Source organism: Klebsiella quasivariicola, from assembly GCF_002269255.1.
GTDB lineage: Bacteria > Pseudomonadota > Gammaproteobacteria > Enterobacterales > Enterobacteriaceae > Klebsiella > Klebsiella quasivariicola.
Genome location: NZ_CP022823.1, coordinates 1,213,840 through 1,238,881 on the forward strand (window position 1 = coordinate 1,213,840; position 25,042 = coordinate 1,238,881).

General features: G+C 58.4%; 24 protein-coding genes and 1 pseudogene. 11 read left to right on the top strand and 14 right to left on the bottom strand.

Annotated elements, in window-relative coordinates; genetic code table 11:
- Positions 1–10 precede the first annotated feature (10 nt).
- The 7 genes from proW to B8P98_RS06175 all read right to left on the bottom strand — a co-directional run bounded on the left by proW (position 11) and on the right by B8P98_RS06175 (position 6,983).
- On the bottom strand, positions 11–1,078 hold the full coding sequence (gene proW, locus B8P98_RS06145) for a glycine betaine/L-proline ABC transporter permease ProW (RefSeq protein ID WP_080897702.1): 1,068 nt from the start codon (positions 1,076–1,078) through the stop codon (positions 11–13).
- Positions 1,071–2,273 carry a glycine betaine/L-proline ABC transporter ATP-binding protein ProV gene (gene proV, locus B8P98_RS06150; protein WP_080897703.1) on the bottom strand — a complete coding sequence of 401 codons (1,203 nt, stop codon included), beginning with the start codon at positions 2,271–2,273 and terminating at the stop codon, positions 1,071–1,073. Before proV ends, proW begins: the two co-directional genes overlap by 8 nt.
- 356 nt (positions 2,274–2,629) lie before the next feature.
- Positions 2,630–3,592: a class 1b ribonucleoside-diphosphate reductase subunit beta gene (gene nrdF / locus B8P98_RS06155; RefSeq protein WP_080897704.1), complete on the bottom strand. Its 963-nt coding sequence runs from the start codon at positions 3,590–3,592 to the stop codon at positions 2,630–2,632.
- 10 nt (positions 3,593–3,602) lie between these two features.
- Entirely contained in the window at positions 3,603–5,744 is a 2,142-nt protein-coding gene (nrdE, locus tag B8P98_RS06160) for a class 1b ribonucleoside-diphosphate reductase subunit alpha (RefSeq protein ID WP_080897705.1), read from the bottom strand.
- Positions 5,717–6,127: a class Ib ribonucleoside-diphosphate reductase assembly flavoprotein NrdI gene (gene nrdI, locus B8P98_RS06165; RefSeq protein WP_080897706.1), complete on the bottom strand. Its 411-nt coding sequence runs from the start codon at positions 6,125–6,127 to the stop codon at positions 5,717–5,719. The genes nrdE and nrdI overlap by 28 nt, the downstream gene beginning before the upstream one ends.
- Positions 6,124–6,369 (bottom strand): glutaredoxin-like protein NrdH, encoded by a 246-nt coding sequence (nrdH, locus tag B8P98_RS06170; protein ID WP_080897707.1) that lies wholly within the window; start codon positions 6,367–6,369, stop codon positions 6,124–6,126. Before nrdH ends, nrdI begins: the two co-directional genes overlap by 4 nt.
- Before the next feature lie 182 nt (positions 6,370–6,551).
- Positions 6,552–6,983 carry a carboxymuconolactone decarboxylase family protein gene (locus tag B8P98_RS06175; RefSeq protein ID WP_080897708.1) on the bottom strand — a complete coding sequence of 144 codons (432 nt, stop codon included), beginning with the start codon at positions 6,981–6,983 and terminating at the stop codon, positions 6,552–6,554.
- Between the two features lie 88 nt (positions 6,984–7,071).
- Between B8P98_RS06175 and pdxR the strand changes: the two genes are divergently transcribed.
- Positions 7,072–8,433 carry a MocR-like pyridoxine biosynthesis transcription factor PdxR gene (gene pdxR / locus B8P98_RS06180; protein WP_080897709.1) on the top strand — a complete coding sequence of 454 codons (1,362 nt, stop codon included), beginning with the start codon at positions 7,072–7,074 and terminating at the stop codon, positions 8,431–8,433.
- A gap of 119 nt (positions 8,434–8,552) precedes the next feature.
- Here pdxR and B8P98_RS06185 read toward each other — a convergent pair whose 3' ends face one another.
- Entirely contained in the window at positions 8,553–8,900 is a 348-nt protein-coding gene (locus B8P98_RS06185) for a DUF883 domain-containing protein (protein WP_002914293.1), read from the bottom strand.
- Positions 8,901–9,049: 149 nt separating this feature from the next.
- Between B8P98_RS06185 and B8P98_RS06190 the strand changes: the two genes are divergently transcribed.
- A complete protein-coding gene (locus B8P98_RS06190; RefSeq protein WP_002914291.1) occupies positions 9,050–9,412 on the top strand; it encodes a DUF2002 family protein in 363 nt (120 codons plus the stop codon).
- 78 nt (positions 9,413–9,490) lie between these two features.
- Here the strand turns inward: B8P98_RS06190 and alaE are convergent, their stop codons facing one another.
- Positions 9,491–9,940: an L-alanine exporter AlaE gene (gene alaE / locus B8P98_RS06195; RefSeq protein WP_025714848.1), complete on the bottom strand. Its 450-nt coding sequence runs from the start codon at positions 9,938–9,940 to the stop codon at positions 9,491–9,493.
- 727 nt (positions 9,941–10,667) lie between these two features.
- On the opposite strand from alaE, the gene stpA reads away from it, so the two are divergent.
- Positions 10,668–11,069 (top strand): DNA-binding protein StpA, encoded by a 402-nt coding sequence (gene stpA, locus B8P98_RS06210; RefSeq protein WP_042930104.1) that lies wholly within the window; start codon positions 10,668–10,670, stop codon positions 11,067–11,069.
- 76 nt (positions 11,070–11,145) lie between these two features.
- Here the strand turns inward: stpA and B8P98_RS06215 are convergent, their stop codons facing one another.
- Positions 11,146–11,325: a YodC family protein gene (locus B8P98_RS06215; RefSeq protein WP_025714850.1), complete on the bottom strand. Its 180-nt coding sequence runs from the start codon at positions 11,323–11,325 to the stop codon at positions 11,146–11,148.
- 202 nt (positions 11,326–11,527) lie between these two features.
- On the opposite strand from B8P98_RS06215, the gene lpxO reads away from it, so the two are divergent.
- Positions 11,528–12,430, top strand: a complete 903-nt coding sequence (lpxO, locus tag B8P98_RS06220; RefSeq protein ID WP_025714851.1) for a lipid A hydroxylase LpxO — start codon at positions 11,528–11,530, stop codon at positions 12,428–12,430.
- On the opposite strand, the pseudogene B8P98_RS06225 reads toward lpxO, so the two are convergent.
- The 3 genes and pseudogenes from B8P98_RS06225 to B8P98_RS06235 all read right to left on the bottom strand — a co-directional run bounded on the left by B8P98_RS06225 (position 12,411) and on the right by B8P98_RS06235 (position 13,945).
- A pseudogene (locus tag B8P98_RS06225) lies at positions 12,411–12,957 on the bottom strand (rhodanese family protein). The gene lpxO and the pseudogene B8P98_RS06225 overlap by 20 nt on opposite strands.
- Before the next feature lie 7 nt (positions 12,958–12,964).
- Positions 12,965–13,264: an ArsR/SmtB family transcription factor gene (locus B8P98_RS06230; protein WP_002914277.1), complete on the bottom strand. Its 300-nt coding sequence runs from the start codon at positions 13,262–13,264 to the stop codon at positions 12,965–12,967.
- A gap of 75 nt (positions 13,265–13,339) precedes the next feature.
- Positions 13,340–13,945, bottom strand: a complete 606-nt coding sequence (locus B8P98_RS06235) for an FMN-dependent NADH-azoreductase (protein WP_025714853.1) — start codon at positions 13,943–13,945, stop codon at positions 13,340–13,342.
- Positions 13,946–14,048: 103 nt separating this feature from the next.
- On the opposite strand from B8P98_RS06235, the gene B8P98_RS06240 reads away from it, so the two are divergent.
- Together B8P98_RS06240 and B8P98_RS06245 are read left to right on the top strand one after the other, a co-directional pair.
- Entirely contained in the window at positions 14,049–14,966 is a 918-nt protein-coding gene (locus tag B8P98_RS06240) for a LysR family transcriptional regulator (RefSeq protein WP_025714854.1), read from the top strand.
- A gap of 59 nt (positions 14,967–15,025) precedes the next feature.
- A complete protein-coding gene (locus B8P98_RS06245; RefSeq protein WP_025714855.1) occupies positions 15,026–15,622 on the top strand; it encodes an undecaprenyl-diphosphatase in 597 nt (198 codons plus the stop codon).
- 2 nt (positions 15,623–15,624) lie between these two features.
- Here B8P98_RS06245 and B8P98_RS06250 read toward each other — a convergent pair whose 3' ends face one another.
- On the bottom strand, positions 15,625–17,412 hold the full coding sequence (locus tag B8P98_RS06250; protein WP_080897711.1) for a sigma-54-dependent Fis family transcriptional regulator: 1,788 nt from the start codon (positions 17,410–17,412) through the stop codon (positions 15,625–15,627).
- Positions 17,413–17,675: 263 nt separating this feature from the next.
- Between B8P98_RS06250 and exaC the strand changes: the two genes are divergently transcribed.
- The 5 genes from exaC (at position 17,676) to B8P98_RS06275 (ending at position 25,032) form a co-directional block, all read left to right on the top strand.
- On the top strand, positions 17,676–19,196 hold the full coding sequence (exaC, locus tag B8P98_RS06255) for an acetaldehyde dehydrogenase ExaC (RefSeq protein WP_025713530.1): 1,521 nt from the start codon (positions 17,676–17,678) through the stop codon (positions 19,194–19,196).
- A 700-nt stretch (positions 19,197–19,896) separates the two neighbouring features.
- Positions 19,897–20,481: a fimbrial protein gene (locus tag B8P98_RS06260; RefSeq protein WP_025713531.1), complete on the top strand. Its 585-nt coding sequence runs from the start codon at positions 19,897–19,899 to the stop codon at positions 20,479–20,481.
- A gap of 194 nt (positions 20,482–20,675) precedes the next feature.
- On the top strand, positions 20,676–21,338 hold the full coding sequence (locus B8P98_RS06265) for a fimbrial biogenesis chaperone (RefSeq protein WP_080924754.1): 663 nt from the start codon (positions 20,676–20,678) through the stop codon (positions 21,336–21,338).
- Positions 21,339–21,416: 78 nt separating this feature from the next.
- Positions 21,417–23,930, top strand: a complete 2,514-nt coding sequence (locus B8P98_RS06270) for a fimbria/pilus outer membrane usher protein (protein ID WP_080924753.1) — start codon at positions 21,417–21,419, stop codon at positions 23,928–23,930.
- A 7-nt stretch (positions 23,931–23,937) separates the two neighbouring features.
- Positions 23,938–25,032, top strand: a complete 1,095-nt coding sequence (locus B8P98_RS06275; protein ID WP_025713533.1) for a fimbrial protein — start codon at positions 23,938–23,940, stop codon at positions 25,030–25,032.
- Positions 25,033–25,042 lie beyond the last annotated feature (10 nt).

The following is a 25,042-nucleotide window of genomic DNA, read 5'->3' on the forward strand; positions in this document are numbered from 1 at the left end:
CTGTATCGGCTTATCGACAGAAAGGGCGAGTGATAAGCCCCAGCGGGCCGGTGGTGTACCAGCGGCGGTTGCCGCGACTGCGGGCGTCGCGGCCGACAGCCTGAGTGAGGCGGTCAAGAATAATCGCCAGGATCACAATCCCGACCCCGCCGACGGTGGCCAGACCCATATCCAGGCGGCCAATGCCGCGCAGCACCATCTGGCCGAGACCGCCGACGGCGATCATCGAGGCGATCACCACCATCGACAGAGCCAGCATCAGGGTCTGGTTAACCCCGGCCATGATGGTGGGCATCGCCAGCGGCAGCTGAACCTTAAACAGTAGCTGGCGCGGGCTGGCGCCAAACGAGCGCGACGCTTCGATCAGATCCGCGGGCACCTGGTTTATCCCAAGGATGGTCAGACGGACGATCGGCGGCAGAGCGAAGATAATTGTCACCACCACGCCAGGCACGTTGCCGATGCCGAACAGCATCACGATCGGCACCAGGTAGACGAAGGCCGGCGTGGTCTGCATGGCATCGAGCAGCGGGCGGATAATTTTCGCTGCCCGCGGGCTGCGCGCCAGCCAAATACCCAGCGGCAGGCCGATAACCATGCAGAACAGCAGGGCGGTGAGGACCAGCGCCAGGGTGACCATCGCCTGCGACCAGGCACCGATGGCGCCGATGGCAATCAGCGAAACCAGAGTGGCGACCCCCATGCCGAGGCTGGAGATCTGCCAGGCGATCAGCGCGAAGAGAATAATCGCCACCGGCGCCGGCATCCCCAACAGCAGCTGCTGGAAGGCGCTGAGGATATAGTCGATCGGCACGCGGATCCCCTGGAACAGCGGGCGGAAGTGCAGCACGATCCAGTCGATGGCGTGGGTGACCCAGCTGTCGAGCGGGATCAGCGTTTTATGGAACGGGTCCATGATGTTGAACTGTTCCGGCTGCGGCGCGGGCGCGCTGTGCAGCCAGTCGGCGCCGCCGCCGTCAGCCGGCGCGGCAGTGGACGCGCCACCCCAGGCGTCAGCGGACTGCGCGGCGCTGTCGGTTGCCGGGGCGCTATCCCACGGATTAGTTTGATCAGCCATGATTCACCCCCTCGCGATCTAAAGCCTGGAGCAGCATTCGTTTGGAAATGATGCCAATGTATTGTTGTTCTTCATCCACCACCGGGACGGCGCACGGCGCCTGACCGACGTGGGAGAGCAGATCGCTGAGCGGCGTTTGCGCCTCTACTGCCAGCGGGGCCTCAATCAGCGCCGCCTCGATCCCCTGGCCGGTGCTGAGCGCCGTCTTCAGAGAATCAATTGAGACAATCCCGACAAAGCGATTTCCGCGCTCGATGACATAGCCGTATTCCCGGTCTTCATCCTGTAATAATTTCAGTGCCGAACGGGGGCCAAAACCAGGCGTTTTACGAATCAGACCGACCGGGCTACGACGGGCAATATCTTTCGCGCTGAAGACCTGGCTAATATCGACGCCGCGGAAGAAGGTGCGGACATAATCATTGGCCGGATTATTTAATATTTCATCCGGAGTGCCGACCTGAACCACTTCGCCATTTTGCATAATGGCGATGCGATCGCCAATGCGCATGGCTTCATCAAGGTCATGGGAAATAAAAACGATAGTACGTTGATGCTTAGCCTGTAATTTGATGAGCTCATCCTGCATTTCGGTGCGAATGAGCGGATCGAGCGCGGAGAAGGCTTCATCCATCAGCAGAATATCGGGATTAATTGCCAGCGCGCGGGCTAAACCGACGCGCTGACGCATCCCGCCGGAGAGCTCATCCGGCCAGGCGTGGGCATAATTCTCCAGCCCGACCTGACGCAGCGCTTCCCGCGCTTTTTGCTCTCGTTCGGCGGCCGGGACGCCGGCCAGCGCCATGCCAAACGCCGTGTTGTCGAGCACGCTCATGTGCGGCATCAGCGCAAAGGACTGAAAAACCATCGCAATTTTCTTGCGGCGCACCTCGCGCAGCTCGGCATCCGACATTTTGGCGATATCGACCCCGTCAATCAGCACCTGGCCGCGGGTGGGTTCAATCAGGCGATTGAGAAGGCGAACCATGGTGGATTTCCCCGAGCCGGAGAGCCCCATGATGACGAATATCTCGCCTTCTTCAATGGCCAGACTGGCGTCTTTGACGCCAAGCGACAGCCCCGTTTTTTCCAGTATTTGCGCTTTGTTGAGTCCTTTCTCAATATATTTGAAAGCCCGGTGGGGGTGCTCGCCAAATATCTTATAAAGATTTTTAATTTCTAATTTAATTGCCATGCAATAGAGAAGTTCCTGTTATTTGTTTATTGCGATATGGTACCCGATGGTGATTATGATCTTTTTACACCCTAACATACTCAGATTCTGTGACAACCCTCAATGGCAAACTCTCGGCAAAATGAGAAGACGGGATTTACGGTTCAGCCCCCGTGATATAAGGGCTGAGAGGCAATTTATTGCAGGTGATATTTTTTGATTATCTTTGGATAATTCGCCTGGAATGGCATGGTTTTCTGCTAAATATGACGCAGTGATGACGGTTAAGCGATGGAGAGAATATTTGGCAGAGAAACCGTTATTCTGAGAAATAGAACACCAGGAATCCGTCCGTGATATTCCTGGTGAAAGTACGGTTAAAAGTCCCAGTCGTCGTCGGCGGTTTCTTCCGTTTTACCTATCACGTAGGAGGAGCCGGAGCCGGAGAAAAAGTCGTGGTTTTCATCGGCGTTAGGTGACAGCGCGGCGAGGATCGCCGGGTTAACCGTTGCCATCTCCGCCGGGAACAGCGCCTCATAGCCGAGGTTCATCAGCGCTTTATTGGCGTTGTAGCACAGGAAAGCGCTGACGTCGTCGAACCAGCCGCTCTCGCCGTACAGTTCCCGGCTGTAGGCCAGCTCGTTGTCGTAAAGATCCATCAGCAGATCGAGGGCGAAATTTTTCAACTCTTCGCGCTTGCCGGGGCTGACGATCTCCAGTCCTTTCTGATACTTGTAGCCAATGTAATAGCCATGCACCGCTTCATCGCGAATGATCAGACGGATCAGATCCGCGGTATTGGTCAGTTTTCCCCGGCTGGAGAAGTGCATGGGCAGCCAGAAGCCGGAATAGAAGAGAAAGGATTCGAGGAACACGCTGGCGATTTTTTTCTTCAGCGGCTCATCGGCCTGATAGTAGCCCAGCATCAGTTGCGCTTTACGTTGCAGGGGTTCGCAGCTTTCACTCCAGGCAAAGGCGGCATCCACCTCTTTGCTGTGGCACAGCGTGGAAAAAATGGAGCTGTAAGAGCGAGCATGAACCGCTTCCATAAAGCTGATGTTCGACAGTACCGCCTCCTCATGTGGGGTCAGGGCGTCCGCCATCAGCGCCGGGGCGCCGACGGTGTTCTGAATGGTGTCGAGCAGGGTCAGCCCGGTGAAGACGCGAATGGTCAACTGCTGCTCCGCCGCGCTGAGGGTTTGCCAGGCGGGAATGTCGTTCGACAGCGGCACTTTCTCCGGTAGCCAGAAGTTGCTGGTGAGACGATTCCAGACCTCAAGATCTTTGTCGTCATCAATGCGGTTCCAGTTGATAGCGCTGATACGCGTTAAATGAGTCATCCTGTTCTCCTTACAGCGCGCAGGACACGCAGCCTTCAATTTCAGTGCCTTCCAGCGCCAGCTGGCGCAGACGGATGTAGTAGAGGGTCTTGATACCTTTCTTCCAGGCGTAGATTTGCGCCTTGTTGATATCGCGAGTGGTGGCGGTATCCGGGAAGAACAGCGTCAACGACAGCCCCTGATCGACGTGGCGCGTCGCTTCGGCGTAGGTATCAATGATCTTCTGGGGCCCTATCTCGTACGCATCCTGATAGAGGGCCAGATTGTCGTTATTCATAAACGGCGCGGGGTAGTACACCCGCCCGGTTTTCCCCTCTTTGCGGATCTCAATCTTCGAGACGATCGGGTGAATACTGGAGGTGGCATGGTTGATGTACGAGATTGACCCGGTGGGCGGCACCGCCTGCAGATAGCGGTTATAGATGCCATAGCGCATGACATCGTCGCGCAGCTGGCGCCAGCTTTCCCGATCGGGCAGGGGAATGCCGGCGCGAGCGAACAGCGCGCGCACCCGCTCGGTTTTCGGCTGCCACTCCTCCTGCAGATATTTGTCGAAGTACGCCCCGCTGGCGTAGCGTGACTGTTCGAAGCCGGCGAAGCGCTGGCCGCGCTCGCGGGCCAGCAGCATCGAAGTGTGCAGGGCATGCCAGGTTACGGTGTAGAAATAGATATTGGTAAAGTCCAGCCCCTCCGGGCTGCCGTAGGCAATCCCTTCCCGCGCCAGGTAGCCGTGAAGATTCATCTGCCCCAGGCCGATAGCGTGGGAGGCCGCATTGCCGGCCGCCACCGAGGGGACCGACTGAATGTGGCTCATATCAGACACCGCGGTGAGGGCGCGCACCGCGGTGGCGATAGTACGGGCAAAGTCCGGCGAGTCCATAGTATGGGCGATATTCAGCGAGCCGAGGTTGCAGGAGATATCCTCCCCGATATGGGCGTAACTGAGGTTCTCATCATAGGTGGACGGCGTACTGACCTGCAGGATCTCCGAACACAGATTGCTCATGGTGATCCGCCCGGCCACCGGACTGGCGCGGTTAACGGTGTCTTCAAACATGATGTACGGATAGCCGGACTCGAACTGGATCTCCGCCAGGCGCTGGAACAGATCGCGGGCGCGGATCCAGCGCTTGCGCACTCGTTCATCAGCCACCAGCTGCGGATAAAGATCGCCGATGGCGCAGTCGGCGAAGGGTTTGCCGTACAGCCGTTCGACGTCATACGGTGAGAACAGGGCCATCTGCGCGTCTTCTTTCGCCAGCTGGAAGGTGATATCAGGGATCACCACCCCCAGCGACAAGGTTTTGATGCGGATTTTCTCATCGGCATTCTCACGCCGGGTATCGAGAAAGCGCAAAATATCGGGATGGTGAACATGCAGCCAGACCGCTCCCGCCCCCTGGCGGGCGCCAAGCTGATTGGCATAGGAGAAGGCGTCCTCCAGCATCTTCATCACTGGCACCACCCCGGAGGACTGGTTTTCGATGCGCTTGATCGGCGCTCCGGCCTCGCGCAGGTTGGAGAGTAAAAAAGCCACCCCGCCGCCGCGTTTCGACAGCTGCAGCGCCGAGTTAACCGCCCGGCCGATGGACTCCATATTATCTTCAATGCGCAGCAGGAAGCAGGAGATCAGCTCCCCGCGCTGCTGTTTGCCGGCGTTGAGGAAGGTGGGGGTGGCGGGCTGGAAGCGGCCGCTGAGCATCTCTTCCGTTAGCTGCCGCGCCTGCTGCTCATCCCCCTGGGCCAGCGTCAGCGCCACCATTACGCAGCGATCGGCAAAATCCTCGAGGTAATGCTTGCCGTCAAAGGTCTTCAGCGCGTAGCTGGTATAGAACTTCCACGCGCCGAGGAAGGTCTGGAAGCGAAATGCGGCGCGTCGGGCCTGGGCGAACAACGCCAGCACAAACCCGCGATCGTAGCCGGCCAGCACCTGCGGATCGTAATAGCCCTCGTGAACGAGCCAGGCGAGCTTGTCGTCCTGGCTGGCGAAGGTGAGGGTGTTGGGCCGTACCTGGGTCGCCATAAAGGCCTCGACCGCCTGGCTATCTTTCTCAAACGGGATGCGGCCCTCGCTGTCGTACAAATTCAGCATCGCGTTGAGGGCATGAAAATCCGCGGCGGCGGTTACAGGTTCTGCGGTTGTCGTTGCCAAAATTCGCTGACTCCTTTACGCACAGTGTTGATATCGTCAGGGGTTCCCATCAGCTCGAAGCGGTAGAGATAGGGCACGGCGCATTTTTGCGCGATGACATCCCCGGCGCGCCCCCAGGCGTCGCCAAAGTTGCGATTGCCAGCGGCAATCACCCCGCGGATCAGCTGGCGGTTATGCACGTCGTTTAAAAAGCGGATCGCCTGACGCGGCACCGCGCCGGCCGTGCCGCCGCCGCCATAGCTGGGAACGATGAGAATATAGGGGGCGTCTACCTGCAGATGTTCGCGCTCGTTCAGCGGGATGCGCACCGCCGGCAGCCCCAGGCGCTGCACAAAGCGATGGGTATTCTCCGAACGGCTGGAGAAGTAGACGATGAGGCTCATGCGCTGGCCGCCGTGGCGGAGGGGCGCAGGCGATTGATCATGTCCGGGCGGAAGCCGCTCCAGCGCAGATCGCCGGCGATCACCACCGGCAGCTGGCGAAATCCCTGTTCGCGCAGGGTGTCGATGGTGTCCGGCTGCTGGTCGATGTTTACCATTTCAAAAGGCAGTCCCCGGCTCTCCATGGCTCGCCGGGTGGCATGGCACTGCACGCAGTCATTTCGAGTGTAAATAATAATGCGCATGATTCGTATTTCCATTTAAGATAACGGCACGGCGCTAAACGCAGCGTCGAACGTTGTGGGTCATTCGATAAGGAATACTAGATGTAGTTATTTAAAACTTCAACCGCTCAATATATAGCGTTTTTAGCAAGGAGTTCCCCCGCCGGGATAGTTCGGCGGAGGAGGGGGGAGGCTGTGCGGAACTACAGGCGCATAGCGACGGCGAGGCGGTTAAACGCGTTCATCAGGCTGATGGCTAAGGTCAGGTCGCTTATCTGACGTGGGGTAAAATGCTCCCGCAGCGGCAGGTAGACGTCATCTTCCGCATGGCTGACGGCAATGTCGGTGACCGACTCGGCCCACGCCAGCGCTGCGCGTTCGGCCGGTGTGAAGTGAGCGCTTACCCGCCAGCCCGCCAGGGCATCCAGCTTGCTTTGCGCCATACCGCCCTTGCGCAGCGCCTGGCTGTGCTTCTCAAGGCAGAAGGCGCAGCCGTTGATCTGCGAGACGCGTAAATAAACCAGCTCCACCAGGGCGCTGCCCAGCTCGCTTTTCTCCAGCGCGATGCTGGCCTGTACCAGCCCTTTATAAACTTCCGGGCTCAGTTCACTGAATGGCTGACGTAATTGGCTCATGGTGTTCTCCTCTCTAAGACGGCAGCCAAAATAGCACTATAATGGACTGCAAAAGATAGCCATATTGTGATGAAAAAAGCAGACCATAATGGAAGCTCATGACCTCCCGCTTTATCAGCGTATTGCCCGCCAGCTAAAATCCGCCATTGAACGGGGCGAACTGGCCCCGGGCAGCCGTCTCCCCGCCAGCCGGGTGTTTGCTCAGGAGCAGGGTGTCTCCCGGGCGACTATCGAAAACGCCTGGGGCGAACTGGTCGCCCAGGGCTGGCTTGAGCGGCGCGGGCAGGCAGGAACTTTTGTCAGCGAGCGGCTCAGTCCGCGCCAGCTGGCGCCGGTAACGCCAGCGCAACCTGCCGCATCGGCGGAGCCGCTGCCGTTTCAGATGGGGCTGCCGGCGCTGGATCTCTTTCCGCGCGGGCTGTGGGCGCGAGTGATGGGGCGCCGACTGCGCACGCAGTCGCGCTTCGACCTTGCTCCCGGCGATCCCGGCGGCGACCCGCTTCTGCGCCAGGCGATCGTGGACTATCTGCGCCTGTCGCGCAGTATTGACTGCCAGCCAGAGCAGGTGCTGATTACCGGCAACTATGCTACCGCCATGGATCTTATCCTGCGGACGCTGGCGCAGCCGGGGGAGCATATGTGGATGGAGGATCCGGGGTATCCCTTTATCCGCCCGGTCGTTGAGGCCAGGCAGCTGGTGGTGGATGCCATCCCGGTGGACGACGAAGGAATGGATGTTGGCTGGGGCTTGCGCCATCAGCCTCAAGCGCGGTTTGCCCTGCTCACCCCGGCCCACCAGAGCCCGCTGGGGGTCGCGCTGTCGCTGCCCCGACGTCGCCAGCTGCTGGCGTGGGCTGCGGAGCGCGACGCGTGGATTATTGAGGACGATTACGATAGTGAGTTTCGCTATCGCGGCAAACCGCTGCCGCCATTGAAAAGTCTCGATGCGCCGCAGCGGGTTATCTACGCGGGCACCTTTAGTAAATCGCTGTTTCCGGCGCTGCGCACCGCCTGGCTGGTGGTGCCGACCCCGCTGGTGGCGCGTTTTCACCAGACGGCGGAGCGTCAGCCCTGCACTGTTCCCACCCTGTGGCAGCAGACGCTGGCGGATTTTATCCAGCAGGGCCATTTCTGGCGTCATCTGAAGAAAATGCGCGCCAGCTACAGCCAGCGCCGACAGTGGCTGGAGTCGGCTCTGCAGGCGCAGGGCTTTCAGGTCACGCCGCAGCAGGGAGGTATTCAGCTGGTCATGCCGGTCAGCGGCGACGATCGCCTGCTGGCGCGACGGGCGATAGCGGCCGGGCTGGCGGTGCAGGCGCTGAGCGACTGGCGGATACGCCAGGCTGGCGAAGGGGGATTACTGATGAGTTTTACTAATATTCGCTCGGCGGCGATGGCCGATGCGCTGGCCCGGCGGCTGAGGGAGGCGATCCGGGGCGATGGCGCATAAAAAAACCCTGCGGCCAGAGGCGCGCAGGGGCTGACGCGTATTTGTTATCTTCATTTCTATCCGTGAAACTGGCGGGCTCCCGCTCGCTCGTAGAACAGCAGAAGCTGACGCTGTAGCTATTATCGACGTAAATTGAGCAATACGCCAATAAATACCCCGACGGCGGCGGCGGCACCCACGCTGTGCCACGGTTTATTGCGTACATAGGTGTCGGCACAACCCAGCGCATCGCATGCTGCCTGGCGCGCATCCAGCGCCGCCTGCTGCACCCGGTTGTGGCCGTTAAGGCGGGCGCGGGTCTCTTTTAACAGCGACTGTGCTTTGACACGCGCCGCTTCCGCTTCCTCTTTCGCATCACTGCCCCACGATTTCAGGACCTCTTCCAGCGTATCCGCTAATTGGCTGACATCGTTATGAATATCTTCGGCGTTCTCGTCAAAATTGTTGCGGTTCACATGGTTAGCCATCGTTATCTCCCTTAATTCCATCGAGTGAGTAAGTGTAGGACAAGATTTTGAATTATGCTTACTGCTGTGGTTTCTGGAATTTTCCGAAAGCACTGCGCTTAACGAATAAGGTAAGGTCAATGTGCGGTAAAAGATAACGAGGAATCAGTATGTATTTAAGACCCGATGAGGTGGCGCGTGTTCTTGAAAAAGCCGGCTTCACCATGGATGTTGTGACGCAAAAAGCGTACGGCTATCGCCGCGGCGATAATTATGTTTATGTGAACCGCGAAGCGCGCATGGGGCGAACAGCGTTAGTTATTCATCCGGCGTTAAAAGAGCGTAGCAATATGTTGGCCGAACCGGCCTCCGATATCAAAACTTGCGACCATTATGAACAATTTCCGCTGTATTTAGCCGGAGACGCGCAGCAGCATTATGGTATTCCGCATGGGTTTAGCTCACGTATGGCGCTTGAGCGTTTTCTGAATGGACTATTTGGCGAAGCCCAGCCGGCCATGTCGACGAATTAATTAGGCAAGGGATGAGTCAGGCGGAGCGGACTGAGAGGAAAAAGCGACTGGCAGCGCCAGTCGCTGATAATGCGTCGGTCAGGCTTTCGCCTGCTGGTAGGGAGCCACGCGGAACAGGCGGCGGCAATAGTCGAGGAAGTAGCCGTAAGCGGCGCCCATCATCATCGAAACCGCCAGGTTTGAGCTCACCGCAGCGACAATCTGGTGGCTGTCTGCCCCCACGCCCCACAAAATAGCCACATACACCGGTGACTGAAAGGTGACGTAGGCCAGCACGTCGGCCATATTTTTCATCCAGCCAGCCGGGCTGATACGCCGGGCCTGACGCATGGCAAAATCGCGATACATCCCGTAGGGTACGGCAATAATAATGTTGACCGGGATCGCCACCAGGCGCGACGATAAAGACTGCTCAAACGTCATACCAGAGAGAAAAATTTCGATCATCATGTTGACGACGGTGCAGTAAACCACCATCGCAAAGGTGTCTGCAACCGCGTGCCGCAAGCGGGAGTGCGCAGAGAACATCGGAGTGCTCCTCGAAAATGAAGTCAATAACGCCGAAAAATGCGCGTTGGTATAGCGTTTTTGGGCTGCCTGTTTTGATGTGCGTAGAGTATATCTCTGCATTAAAAGTGGCAACTAGCTATAAATTTTTATTTATCGCCTTTTTGTCGATAAAATACTCTGCAGTAGTTCGTTTTTTGTTCGTTACGCTACTTTTATTCCCTTCTTTGTTAAATTAATTGTTTTTCAAATAGTTATATTTGTTTTCTCTCAAGGGGCTGGCCGACGACTCGGCGCCTGCCTGCCCGCTGCGGCGCAAAATCACGTTAGCGTGTGACTGAGGTCATATTTAGAATTTTTTATGCCATCGCACGCATTTTTATGGTGAAAAACTCTGAACTGGTGCGTGTTGTTTTATTCCGAATGACTGATTAACTATTCAGTGTGTCGGGAGGGGGGGATCGGCTAGACCACCGACGATGAGCTGGTAACCTGCTGACCGCAAAGGTAATATCCTCGGCGGGTTATATTTTATTGCGCGTCCGGGATCCGGTTTTATCTATTCATTATCGCTTTTTGCCAGATTTATGAAAAAGCAAAGCAATGTCCCAATATAGTCCCGATAGATAAAGGACATTACCCCGGTAATATATTTTTCTGGATAACCGAAGGCTGGAAATAAATAAGCGTTTCTATTACACTTGCCGCGTCGTATCTTTTAATTTTTTATCTGGGATTTTTTAATTTTATGTCTTTAATGTTACACAAACTGAATAATATCCGTTCACTGCGTTCCCTGTCCCGTGAATTCTCCATTGACGTGCTTGAAGAGATGCTGGAAAAACTCAGGATCGTCACTGAAGAAAAACGGACGCAACAGCAGCTGGCAGCGCAGCAGCAGGCTGAATATCAGGAAAAAGTAAATACCTGGCTTGAACTAATGCGCGCCGACGGTATTTCTCCTGACGAGCTGGTGGCGGATATTCAGCCACCGAAGACGGGCGGTAAAAAGCGCCAACCGCGTCCGGCGAAATATCGTTATATCGATCATACTGGTGCTGAGAAAACCTGGACCGGCCAGGGAAGAATGCCGAAGCCGATTGCCCAGGCGGTCGCCCAGGGTAAATCGCTGGAGAGCTTTTTAATTTAACGCTTACGGGCCAGCGCCAGTCCGGCGGGGGAGTCCCCCCGCCGGACTGGCCTGATAGCCTTAAGTGAGGGGGGCTTCAGCAGACGCCGAAGTCTCCCTCTTCCTGATAGGGCGTCACCTCGTCTGACTTCAGCGTATAGCGTTCTCCCTGCTCCTGTGCGGCCTGGACCACTACCAGCTGCTCCCCATTCACTTCCACCACTTTCAGTTTTGGCCCACCCGCGCGCGGTTGTACCAGATCGCCGACAGCAAACATCATTCACTCCTCACGATTAACATCCTGGATGAACCTAAACCATAGCTCAACGCCCGGGCACTGAACACCGGTGTGTTGTTTTTTGTTAAAACAATTTGGAGGTATATGTATTAATGTTGTTAATGTTTCGCTGACGCCATACCGCTGCTGACAAGGGGGACGGCGAGGGTAGGGTTACCACTAACAGGTCAGGAAAGACACCATGAAGTATATCATTCTGTTGATCATTGTTATTGCTGTGCTGTATGTGCATTACCGCGGACGCGTGCGCTATCGTTTCTGGCGGCAACTCTCCGACCATTCCACATTTACCGCACCGCTGAATGGATTTATGTATTTATTTTCCCGCGTGCCGAATACGCCATATCTGCGTCCGGAGATGTTTCCCGAGCTGGCGATATTGCAGCAGAACTGGCAGGTTATTCGCGACGAAGGGATCCATCTCCAGCAACTGGAGCAGATCAAAGCGGCCGATAAATATAACGATGCCGGATTTAACTCATTTTTTAAAACCGGCTGGAAGCGCTTTTATCTGAAATGGTATGAGGATGCCCATCCTTCCGCCAGCCAGCTTTGCCCACACACCACCGCGCTGTTGCGGGACATTCCGTCGATAAAAGCAGCCATGTTTGCCACCCTGCCGGACGGCAGTCGTCTGCCGCGCCACCGCGATCCCTACGCCGGCTCGCTGCGCTTCCATCTTGGCCTGGCGACGCCGAACGATGACCGCTGTTTTATCGAGGTGGACGGTCAGCGCTACAGCTGGCGCGATGGGGAAGGGGTCCTGTTTGATGAGACCTATATCCACTATGCGGAAAATACCAGTGGTGAGAATCGCCTGATTCTGTTCTGCGATATTGAACGGCCGATGCGCTACCGCTGGGCGCAGAAGGTGAACTACTGGCTGGGACGTCATCTGATGAGCGCCGCCTCGGCGCCCAATGATACCGGCGATCGTACCGGCGGGATTAACCGGGCGTTTCGCTATATCTATCAGATCCGCATTGTCGGCAAACGGCTGAAAAAATGGAATAAAACCGTCTATTACATCGTCAAATGGCTGCTGTTCGGCGGTATTGCCTGGCTTATCTGGAGCGCGTTTTAACGCCCCTGGCGCCGGTTCCAGGGCATGACTGCCAGCAAGCGCGCCATACCGCAAAAGCCGGTCACCCCGGCGAAGGTGAGCCCGGCACCGACCGCGCCGCTGAGCAGGAAGAAGCCGCTGCTCACGGTATAGCCCAGCAGCACACCGAGTAAAATCAGGGCGCCAGCGGCAATTTGTACCTGGCGCATCAGCGGCAGCGGCTGGGATTTATCTTCTGCTACCGGGAGCCCTGCGGCTTTCCATGCCTGAATTCCTCCCGCCAGCAGGCAGGCCTGCGCCGGCGCGGCGGCCGCGGCCAGGCGAATCGCATTATTCTGCGTCCGGGAACCCGCCTGGCAGTGAAAGATGACCGTCTCTCCGGCCCGGGCATTGAGGGACGTACCGCTGGTCAGGGCGGCGAGCGGCACCAGCTCGGCATCGGGGATACGTTCGCGCGCGTATTCATCCGCATCACGGATATCAATCAGTCTGGCGCCCTGGGCAATCAGCGCCCGGGCTTCGGCAGGGGTTACGGTGGCGATAGTCATAGGATCCTCACGGGCAATAGAGCGTTTTCAGCGTGTTGATCACCTGCTGTACCGCAGGGTGGGTGATGAAATAGTGGATACGCTGGGCGTCGCGCTCGCTGTCGATCAGCCCCTCGTCACGCATTCGCGCGAGATGCTGCGAGGTGGCGGAGGGGCTCAGGCCGGTAGCCCGCGCCAGCTCACCAGCGCTGGCTCGCGGCGCGTCGCAGAGCATGCACAGGATCAGCAATCGGTGAGGATTGCTCATCGCTTTCATCAGCGCGGCGGCTTCTCCGGCGCGGGCCTGCAGGTCTTCAGGTGTGGTCATATATTTTAGCTTTTTCTAAATTTAGATAACTCTAAAATAAAAAGGCCGCTAGCGCCAGCACATTCTCTCCACGACTCAGGCCGGAACGGCGAGCTGGGCAATCTGCGCCCGGGCGCGGGCGATCCCGGCGTCGCGACCCTGCGGACGATTGTCCAGCCCTTCGGCATAGATAAATTCCACCTCATGGATCCCCATCAGCCCCAGTACCGCGCGCAGATAGGGGGTGATGGCGTCGGTGGTTTCTCCGAGATGAATCCCGCCGCGGCTGCTGACGACCACCGCCCGAACGCCCTCGACCAGCCCCTGCGGCCAGCTGTCGGTGTAGCGAAAGGTTTCCCGCGCCCGCGCCACGAGGTCGAACCATTTTTTCAGATCGGTCGGGACGTTGAGGTTATACATCGGGGCACCGATCACCAGCAGGTCGCTGGCCTTTAACTCGGCGATAAGCTGGTCGGAGAGCGCGACCGCCTCGCGGATGGCCGGCTGCGGATCCGCCGCTCCGCGCAGGGCGGCGAACAGGGAGCGATCCAGCGTTGGCAGCGTCATGGCGCTGAGATCGTGTTCGGTGAGCCGATCGCGGTGTCCCGCCGCCTGACGCGCCGCGAGAAATTCGTTAATCAGCTGATTGGTCAGGGATACTTCGCCGTTAATGCTGGATTTTAATACCAGTACGTTCGCCATGATGAGTGCCTCAAATGAAGGATGGAGGCAGAGACTACCACTGTCTTTTTGGTCTCAGGAGTGACATTATTTTCCACTATTGTATCCCCTAAGGAACCAATCTGTGCGCGACGATCTGAATGCGATCCCGGTATTTGTCACCGTGGTCGAGAGCGGCAACTTTGCCAGCGCGGCGGCGATCCTCCATGTGACGCGTTCGGCAGTGGGAAAAACCATTGCCCGGCTGGAGGCGCGCCTCGGCGTGGCGTTATTCCAGCGCACCACCCGCAGGCAACTGCTGACGGAAGAGGGAGAACAATTTTACCACCAGTGCCGGGAGGCGCTGGGGCGGATCCGCGAGGCTGAAGAGGCGCTGCAGCGCGGCAAAGGTGAGGTGCAGGGGCGGCTGCGGGTGTCGTTGCCGGTGCTGTTTGGCCAGCGCTGCGTTGCACCGCTGCTGTTCCTCCTCAGTCAGCGCTATCCGTTACTGAAGCTCGAGCTCCACTATAGCGACCGGCAGGTTAATCTGCTGGAAGAGGGGTTTGATCTCGCGGTGCGTATCGGGAGCCTGGCCGATACCGGGTCGCTACGGGCGCGGGCGCTGGGGGAGCATGGCATGGTGCTGTGTGCGGCGGCGGAATACCTGCGCCAGCAGCCGGCGCCGCAGACCATTGCCGGGCTGAGCGAGCACCGTACTCTCGGCTATCTGCACAACGGCCAGCTGCAAAAATGGCAACTGTATGACCCGCAGCAGGGCGAAGTGCGCTTCAGTCCGCAGACGTGGCTGATACAGGATGATTTTGCCGCCATCGCGGCGGCGGTGCAGCAGGGAATGGGCATCGCCTGGCTGCCGGACTGGCTGGTGGCGCAGGCGCTTGCCGACGGAACGTTGCAGCAGGTGTTGGCGCCCAGCGCTCAGGTGCGTTTCGCCATCCACGCGGTGTGGCCGGAGGGGCCGTGGCTGCCGCAAAAAACGCGGGCGGCGATCGACGCCCTGCGGGAAGGGCTGCCTCTTGCGGCCAATTTACCCTCCCGCGGTTAAGGGTGTCTTAAGGCGTCCGGGCGATAATGACAGAAAGATGACGACTGAGAGCTCTCGCTATGAACGCCCTGGAAACCCTGAATCAATCTGTTTTTCTCGCCCTGAATGCGCAGCCTGGCGCCGCGGAAGGCTTACTGTCGCTGGCCCGTTTTTGCGCCACTGGCATCGTGTTTATGATGCCGGCGATCGCGCTCGGCCTGTGGTTCCTCGGTGGCCGTGAGGGGCATCGCCAGGCGCTGTTTATGACCCTGGCCGTGGTGATTTCCCTCGGGCTGGGGATGGTGTGCGGAACGCTCTGGTTCCATCCGCGGCCGTTTATGATCCCCCTCGGCCATACCTGGATAAGCCATCCGGCGGATAACAGCTTCCCCAGCGATCACGGGACGGTGATGTTCAGCGCCGCGTTTGCGCTGCTGTCGCTGCGCCTGCGGGTGCCTGGCCTGCTGATGCTGCTGGCCGCGCTGCCGGTGGCCTGGTCGCGCATCTATCTTGGGGTACATTTTCCGCTCGATATGGTGGGGGCGGCCCTGGTCGCCGTCGGTGGGGTCATCGTGGCAAAACGGATCTGGCAGGTGGCCGGCTCACGTCTGGTGCTGCTGTGCGAGGCCGTCAGCCGGCGCATGTTCTCCTGGCTGCCGGCGCGCTTTACGCCGTAGCCTCAGCGACGGGGCCGTCCGGCCCGGGCGGCGCGGCGGTACAGCGTGCTGCGGGCGATGCCCAGCATCTGTGCCGCCCGGCTGACGTTGCCGTTGACGCTGGCCAGGGTATCGACAATCAACTGCTCGTCATGGGCCTGCAATCCCCCGCGCGGCAGCGGCGCAGGCGCGGTGCGATACGCTTCCGGCAGGGCATCGGGCGTTAATGTGTCGCCCTCATCGGCGAGGGCCAGCATCACCTTCAGGACGCTCTGCAGCTGGCGCACGTTTCCCGGCCACGGCAACTGGCTGAGGTGAGTCAGCAGCGCGTTTGAAAGCGTCACCCGGCGCGAAGCGCCGCCCAGGTCACGCCACAGCGTGGCGATAAAGGTTTCCAGCGCTGGCCACTCGCGTAGCGGAGGCAGCGCCAGGGCATACTCCCGCAGGCGCCACAGCAAATCTTCGCGGAATTCGCCGGCGCTGACCCGCTGGGGCAAACTGCGGTGGGTGGCGCAGATCACCGCGAAGTTCACCGGCACGCTGCGGCTGGCGCCCAGCGGAGCGACCTCTTTCTCCTGCAGTACCCGCAGGAGGCGGGTCTGCAGCGCCAGCGGCATATCGCCGATCTCATCCAGAAACAGCACCCCGCCCTCGGCCTCGCGAATTTTACCGATATAGCCGTTTTTGCTGGCGCCGGTAAATGCCCCCGGCTGGTAGCCGAAGAGCTCGGATTCGATCAGCGATTCCGGGATGGCCGCGCAGTTAATGGCGACAAATTTACCGCTGCGCCAGCGGCTGTGCTGGTGCAGCGTGCGGCTGACATACTCTTTGCCGCTGCCGGTTTCCCCCTCAATGCATAGCGCAATGCCGGCGTTGAGCAGCCGCAGCAGCTTTTCACCTTCGCTCGGGCTGGTAAAGGGGAGCTGCATGGCCGGCGGGGCGCTTACCGCCACCCGGCGGCGGGTGGGCTCCCGCAGACGATAGTGATAGCGGCCCTGCGGCATGGTTAGCGGCAGCGGGACGCTGACCGCCGTTTGCGCCAGCGTCGGAAAAAGCGACGCAAAGGTGAGCTGGCCAAACTGCGCCGCGCTCAGGCCGAACTCGCGCATCGCCAGCCGGTTGCCGGCGGTGAGGACGTTGTCGGAAAAGACCAGCAGCAGCTCCTCGACGCTGTCGAGCTTGTCCACCTGCCGGTGCAGGCTCATCAGCCACTGCTCAGGATGCAGGCTCTGTTTCACCCACAGATATTCAATCTGCTTTGCCGCCGCTTTCACCCAGCCGAAGGTGTGATGGTGGGGAAAATCCGCCGGGCCGGAGATATCCAGCACCCCGGCAATACTTCCGTCCGGTCGCTGGAGCGGCATTGCCGCGCAGTACAGATTCTGATTGCGGGTGAGAAAGTGCTGGCGTCCATCGATCTCGCAGCCGTCGTCAATGACCAGCGCGGTGCCAATGGCGTTGGTCCCGCGCCCGCTTTCGCTCCACAGATTGCCAGGGGCCAGCGCCACGCGCTGGGCCTTCTGCAACGCCTGGGTATCGCCGACGGTGTGTAGCACCAGGCCGCCGGGATCGGAGAGGATCACCACCGACTGCAGGTCCGCCACCTGACGCGACAGCGCCTCCACCACCGGCTGCGCCAGCTGCTGCAGGCTGCGGTGGCTGGCGAGCCGGTCTGCCAGCTCGCCGGCGCCGAGACGGGGAAAATCCTCGGTAGCGGGATCCAGACCATAGCGCCGGCAGCGAGACCACGAGTCGCTCAGCAAGGGGTTAGTACGTACCTCTGGGGCAAGAAGAACGGGATTAGCTGGCACAGGGCACCTCAGGGTCGATGTTGCTGTGTTGCGATATTGTAGCCATTTGGTTTAATTGGTGTTGCGATTTGCAACACATAAGTGGAAAACTGCGCGACAGCGTTCGATAGTCTGACAAAAGATTATTTATAACCGTTTGATAATTAATATTATTACAAGGAGTCAAAAAACTGGCATAACCCCTGCAAAGTGAGAAGCGTTCGGCGGCAAGTTTAAAAAATCAATATGCCGCTGCGTCTCAACCCTACAGAAGGAGATTTGCGATGCGTTATGCACACCCTGGCCAGCCCGGCGCTCTGGTTTCATTCAAATCCGCTTACGGCAACTTCATTGACGGTAAATTTATCGAGCCGCTGAGCGGTGAATTCTTTATGAATACCTCCCCGGTTGACGGCAGCAACATTGCGCAGTTTCCCCGGTCGGATGCCAGAGACATCGACTTCGCCCTCGATGCCGCCCACCGTGCAGCGCCGGCCTGGGGCAAAACTTCAGTGCAGCAGCGCTCCAGGCTGCTGCTGCAGGTCGCCGATCGTATTGAACAACATCTGGAATATCTGGCGGTGGCGGAGAGTTGGGACAACGGGAAACCGATCCGCGAAACCCTGAATGCCGATCTGCCGCTGGCGGTGGACCATTTTCGCTACTTCGCCGGCTGCCTGCGCGCCCAGGAGGGCAGCACCGCAGAAATAGATGAAACCACGGTGGCCTACCATTTCCATGAACCGCTGGGGGTGGTCGGACAGATTATCCCGTGGAACTTCCCGCTGCTGATGGCCGCGTGGAAGCTGGCCCCGGCCCTGGCGGCGGGTAACTGCGTGGTGCTCAAGCCGGCTGAGCAGACGCCGCTGAGCATTACCCTGCTGCTGGAGCTGATCGGCGATCTGTTCCCGGCCGGGGTGCTTAACGTGGTACAGGGATTCGGCAAAGAGGCGGGCGAGGCGCTGGCCACCAGCAAACGTATCGCCAAGCTGGCGTTCACCGGCTCCACGCCGGTCGGGCGGCATATTCTCGCCTGCGCGGCGGAGAATATTATCCCGTGCACTGTCGAGCTGGGAGGAAAATCGCCCAACATCTACTTTGCCGACGTGATGGACGGAGAAGAGGAGTTTATTGAGAAGGCGGTGGAGGGACTGGTGCTCGGCTTCTTTAACCAGGGGGAAGTCTGTACCTGCCCGTCGCGGGCGTTGATCCATGAATCCATCTATGAGCCGTTTATGGCGCGGGTCATGGAGAAGGTGGCGCAGATCCGCCGCGGTGACCCGCTCGATACCGACACCATGATCGGCGCCCAGGCTTCCCGCCAGCAGTTCGATAAGATCCTCTCCTACATTCAGATTGCCCGGGAAGAGGGCGGGCAAATTCTGACCGGTGGCGAACGGGCCGTTATCGCGCCGGCGCTGGATAACGGCTTTTATATTCAGCCCACGCTGATTAAAGGTCGCAACGATATGCGCTCCTTCCAGGAGGAGATCTTTGGGCCGGTGATCGGGGTGACCACCTTTAAGGACGAGGCGGAAGCGCTGGCCATCGCCAATGAGACCCAGTTTGGCCTCGGCGCCGGGGTATGGACGCGGGATACCAACCTCGCCTATCGCATGGGCCGCGGTATCAAAGCCGGTCGCGTATGGACCAACTGCTATCATGTTTACCCGGCTCATGCCGCGTTCGGCGGCTATAAACAGTCTGGCGTTGGCCGGGAAACACATAAAATGGCGCTGGATGCTTACCAGCAAACCAAAAACCTGCTGGTGAGCTACGGCACCGCGCCGCTGGGCCTGTTCTAAATCCAATCCCGCGCTTCTGTTCCATCCTCTGTCCGCAATCCATTCGGGTTGCGGATTTTTTTTAACCGTAAAATAACCCTGCCATAATGTTGGTTTTTTCAGCTGAGGGCGTCGATACATTTACATCTCTGATGTAACAGCTTTCACTTGAAAATTAAAAAGCTTCCACAACAAGAAATTACCCCCTGGCCGATGGGCGCTTTTGCTTCATTTATGTAGAAATGATGAATATTAATACCAGGAAAATTCCTAATTTTCTTGTACCACCGTTCGGAAGCACGATAAAACAAGACGCCTTTATTCGCTATTTTCTTTAAATTTGTTAATTAATGTGATTCGTTGTTGGTCGTGCGTGTTTAAATTCGGTTTGTATAGATATGTAAATTAACATTGAAAAGCTATTTCAAAAATAATTATCAGGCAGGTGGTAGTTCTTAACGTGTCTTTAACATTTTGCTGTATTGCCTTTTTTAGGGTCCGGTAATATATTTATTTTGCACACCGAAATAACTTTTTTAGCTTCTGTTTTTTACTGATATTCACCTTTTGATCGAATAAAACAGAGTGAGAGGGCGTGTGCCTAATATCCTGCGGAAGGAACGCAATGAACATTTACAGGGAGGAACTGATGAGCAGCTTCGCGATAGCCATGCGCTATTCCGATGACTGTGCGATATATTCGTTAACGATGAGATAAATAATGAAAACCCAACTTCGTATTATGGCAATTCTCATGGGCGCGCTGGTTTCGGGCGTAACCTTCCAGGCGACTGCGGCAAACACGATTAATCCAAACTCAGGAACCAGTGCGCAAGGCGCCGGGGGGCAGGTTATCTTCAATGGATCAATCACCGACAGCTCCTGCAACGTCGACAGCGGTTCAACCGGCCAGACGGTGGATTTGGGCAAATGGGCCAGCACCTATTTTACCAGCACAGGCTCCGAAACCACCAAAACTCCCTTTCATATCAAAGTCAAAGATTGCCCGGCCAGCGTGAAGACGGTCGCTGTGCTGTTTGATGGTACGCGCGAACAGACGAATACCTCCCTGTTGGCCATCAACAGCGGCGGCGCCAGCGGCGTAGCGATTAAGCTGTATGAGCAAGATCAGACGACGGCGGTTAGCCTCGGTAAAACGACCGCCAAACAAGCGGTCACTCCGGGTTCCAGCGGCAGCACCGGTTCTGCCGACCTCGAGTTTTACGCCGATTATGTCTCTACCGGGGCGACCGTGACGGCAGGTGACGCCAACGGTACGGCTAATTTCAATATGATTTATAACTAAGCATATTGCGCGTTATTCAGAGCCAGTCCATTGCGTCTGGATCCCTAGCAGTCTGTTGAAAAATTAATGGCGAAGCCGTCGCGATATATATTCGTGACGATATTGTTGTTCCTGCTAATTATCTCAATGGTGACTGGCTCTGTTATTCACAGCTTTATTTTATTGTCTGTTCAACCTTTACCTGATGGTTATTAATGATGAAGAAAATAATTGCCGTTGCGGCTTTTCTGCTGTGCTCCACGGCAGCGCAGGCCGGTATTGTCATGGGTGGAACCCGTGTGATTTATCAGGAAGGGAAGCGTGAAGCCGCTATTTCAGTCACCAATGCCGATACCCATACGCCCTATCTGGTGCAGTCGTGGGTGGAAAATTACGCGGAAAACGATAAGGCCAAGGTGCCCTTTATTGTCACGCCGCCCTTGTTCCGTCTCGATCCGGAGCAAAATAACGTTCTGCGCATTAACTTTATTGGCGCCTCACTGCCCAGCGACCGCGAGTCGGTGTTCTGGCTGAACGTCAAAAGTATCGCCCCAACGCCCCAGGGTGAGGTGAACAAGCTGCAGGTCAATATTAAGTCGAAATTCAAAATCTTCTATCGGCCCAACGGCCTGGCGGGCGACCCGGCAAAAGCCTGGCAGCAGCTGAAGTTTACCCAGTCCGGCGGTCATCTGACGGTGGCAAACCCCACCCCTTATTTTGTCTCATTTTACTCCGTCGCGGTGGGTGGGCAGAGCATCGACGAGCCTGGCATGGTGGCCCCTTTCGGCCAGAAAACGTGGCCGGTGAGCGGGCACGGCGCCGTCAAATGGCGGGCGATTAACGACTACGGCGGCGTCAGCGACTTCGCCCAGCAGTAATTCCCTTGTGTGATGACATGACCGGACGGCGCCAGCATGAAAAGAACAACAACAGCGAAGGTGCGGGAGTATGCCGCAATGCCATTGACCGCAGGACGGGCGCTGGCGCTGGCGACGGTGCCGACGATGATGTTTTGTCTCAGTCCGCCGAACCGGGCGCTGGCCGACGACTATTTTGACCCGGCGGCGCTGGAGTTTGCCGACCCGCAGCAGCAAACCTCCGACCTGCACTATTTCGCCAAACCCGGCGGGCAGCAGCCGGGCACTTACTCTGTCACCGTGGTGGTTAACGATCAGGAGCTGGGTCAGGCCGATATTACGTTTGTTGACGATGGCGGGAAGCTGCAGCCGGTGCTAACGCCCGCTCAACTGGCGGATTATGGGGTCAACGTCAGCGCCTTTCCCGCCTTTCAAACGCTGCATGAAGGAGAGACCTTCACCCGGATCGAGAAGTTTATTCCCGACGCCAGCAGCCGGTTCACCTTTGCTAACCAGCGCCTGACGCTGAGTATTCCCCAGGCGGCGATGAACGTGCAAAGTCGCGGCTATGTCGATCCCTCGCGCTGGGACGATGGCGTGCCCGCCGCGTTTGTTGATTACTATTTTTCTGGCGCGCAGATCAAGAGTGCCGATGATGGGGAGAGCAGCCGCTCAAACTATCTCAATTTACGCAGCGGCATGAACCTGGGTGCCTGGCGTCTGCGCAACGTCTCCTCGATGCAGTACGACCAGCAGCGTCGGCACTGGGATTCACAGAGTACCTGGCTGCAGCGCGACGTCCGCTCGCTGAAGAGTCTGCTGCGGATCGGCGATACCTATACCATCGGCGATGTCTTTGACAGCATCCCCTTTCGCGGCGTCCAGCTGATGTCTGACGATGAGATGCTCCCGGACAGCCAGCGCGGTTTTGCCCCCACCATCCGCGGCGTGGCGCACAGCAATGCCAAAGTGACCGTCTCTCAGCACGGGTATGTGATCTATGAGACCTTCGTGTCGCCGGGGGCGTTTGCCATCAGCGATCTCTATCCCACCTCGCAGAGCGGCGATCTGGAGGTGAAGGTGACCGAGAGCAATGGCGCGGTGCGCACCTTTACCCAGCCTTTTTCCGCGGTACCGTTCATGCTGCGTGAAGGGCGCGGCAAATTTAGCCTCAGCGCCGGGCGCTACCATGCCGGATCGGATTCGGTACGCTCCCCGGAATTCCTGCAGGGGACCCTGTTCTACGGCCTGTCGGCGGGATTTACCCTCTACGGCGGCACGCAGCTGGCCCAGGACTATCAGTCGTGGGCGCTCGGTCTGGGCCGCGGCTTTGGCGAGTTCGGATCGCTGGGAGGGGATGTCACCCAGGCGGTCACTCGTACGCCGTCGGGCAAGCGCTACGCGGGTCATTCACTGCGCGCCCAGTATCAGAAAGATTTCGTCAGCTCGGGCACCTCGTTCAGCCTTGCCAGCTATCGCTACTCCTCCAGCGGCTACTACGATTTTGCCGAAGCCAGCGCGCTGGAAAGCGAACAGGGACTGGTGGACAACCGGCGTCGTCGGGAAGAGATCTCAGTGTCACAAAGCCTTGGCGGCCTCGGCAGTCTGGCGATCTCCGCCTGGTCGCAAGAGTACTGGCACCGGCAGAGTCGGGATGAAACCGTGCACCTCGGGTTCTACAGCGCCTGGAAAGGGATCTCCTGGGGCGTGGGCTATTACTATACCCGCGCCAGCGGACAGGAAAAAAACGACCGCTCCTGGTCATTCAATATCAACATTCCGCTGGGCGGCCCGCTGTCGGACAGCGCGGTGAGTTACAACACCACCTCGGACAGCAATGGCTATACCTCGCAGCAGGTGTCGCTGTATGGCGCGATGCCGACGCGGACAAATCTGTTCTATTCAGTTCAGCAGGGCTACGGCAACCAGGGGCGAGGCAGCAACAGCAGCGTCGCGCTGGACTACCACGGCGGCTTCGGCAACGCCCAGCTTGGCTATCGTCATGATGCCGCCAGCAACCAGCTGACCTGGGGAGGCGCCGGCTCGGTGGTCGCCCATCCGCACGGTATTACCTTTGGCCAGACGGTGGGCGAAAGCTTTGCCATCGTCCGGGCGCCAGGCGCCGCCGGTGTGGCGGTGCAAAATGGCAACAATGTCCGCACCGACTGGCGCGGCTATGCCGTGGTGCCGTCCCTGACCGCCTACCGGAAAAACGTGATCACCCTCGACACAGAGTCGATGGCCGATGACACCGACGTCGACCAGGAAGGGCAGACCGTGATCCCCGGCGGTGGCGCGGTAGTGATGGCCAACTACCGAACCCACATTGGCAACCGGGTGCTGTTTACCCTGCGCAATGCCCAGGGGCCGTTGCCGTTTGGCGCCAGCGCGCGGCTGGTCGAAGAGGAGGAGAGCGGCAATGCGCCAGGCGGCATGGTAGCCGATGGCGGCCAGGTGTATCTCAGCGGTGTGCCGCAGAAGGGAACCCTGGCGGTGAGCTGGGTCGTAAACAACCAGTCGCAGAGCTGCACGCTGCATTTTCAACTTCCGGATAACCCACAACAGAGTCTGAATACGGTGAAAACCGTCTCCGGGCTGTGCCAGACACGCTGAGGCAGCTATGAAATCTGTTTTTCGTCTTCTTCCTTTTCTTTTTCTGCTGGCGCTGGGCGGCTATCTCCCTGGCGTGCGGGCTGAAACCTGCCGGGCGAATATCGGCCAGACCACGGTCAATATCCCTAATATCAAATATTTGCCCACGCTACCGGTTAATACCCAGATGACCAGCGCGATGGCCGATAACGGCAGCGGGATCCCCTTTTCCTGCGATCTGCAGCTGCCGACGGCGAGCGCCAAACGTATCGTTTATAAACAGCTGAAAACCGGCGGCTCGCCGGTGGTGATTAACGGGCAGCACGTCTATCCCAGCGCCATCGACGGCATCGGCTACGCGCTCAGTTTCCAGTGCGCGGGGGGCCCGATGCGCGCCATCGATGGCAGCCACGCCGTCGGCGGCGAGACGGTGGTGGTCTGCGACAGCGCGATGCTCCCGGCGCTGATGACGCAGCAGCAAACGACGGTCAGGATCGCGGTCACCTTCTATAAAACCGGCACGGTACAGCTGGCGGACGGGACACATACCAACTCGCCGTCGCTGCCGCAGGTGGGTGAGATGACCATTGAGCAGCAGGCCAGCGGAAGCGCCAGCTACGTTGCCAGCACGCCGGTGAGTATTGATATGGCCGCCCTGAACGTAGACATCGGCAGCAGCGGCAGCTGTCAGGTGGCGACATCGACGATCCACGTCAGTCTGGGCGCGGTTAACCGGGCGGAATTTCATGGCAAAGGGACCACCGGCGGCCAGGCGAAGCGCTTTTCGATCCCGGTGTTCTGTCCGTCGCCGACCGATGTGCGCATCGGTTTTTTCGGCGTCACGGTGGAGAGCGATACCCTGGCGCTGAGCCAGGCCAGCAACAGCGCCAGCGGCGTCGGTGTGAAGCTGACCTACGGCAATAACGCCGGCGCGGCGGTCTCTGATGGCACCAGCGTCAAGATCAATGAGGCCAGCAACTTGCCGATCCTGAAAAGGGTGACCGGCGCCAACGCCGGTACCGCCGAAGCGATCAATTTTAACGCCCAGTATGTGCAGACTGACGCCACGGTGGCGGCGGGCACGGCCAACAGCATGGTGACCTTCGCTCTGGAGTATAACTAGCCCGGTGCGG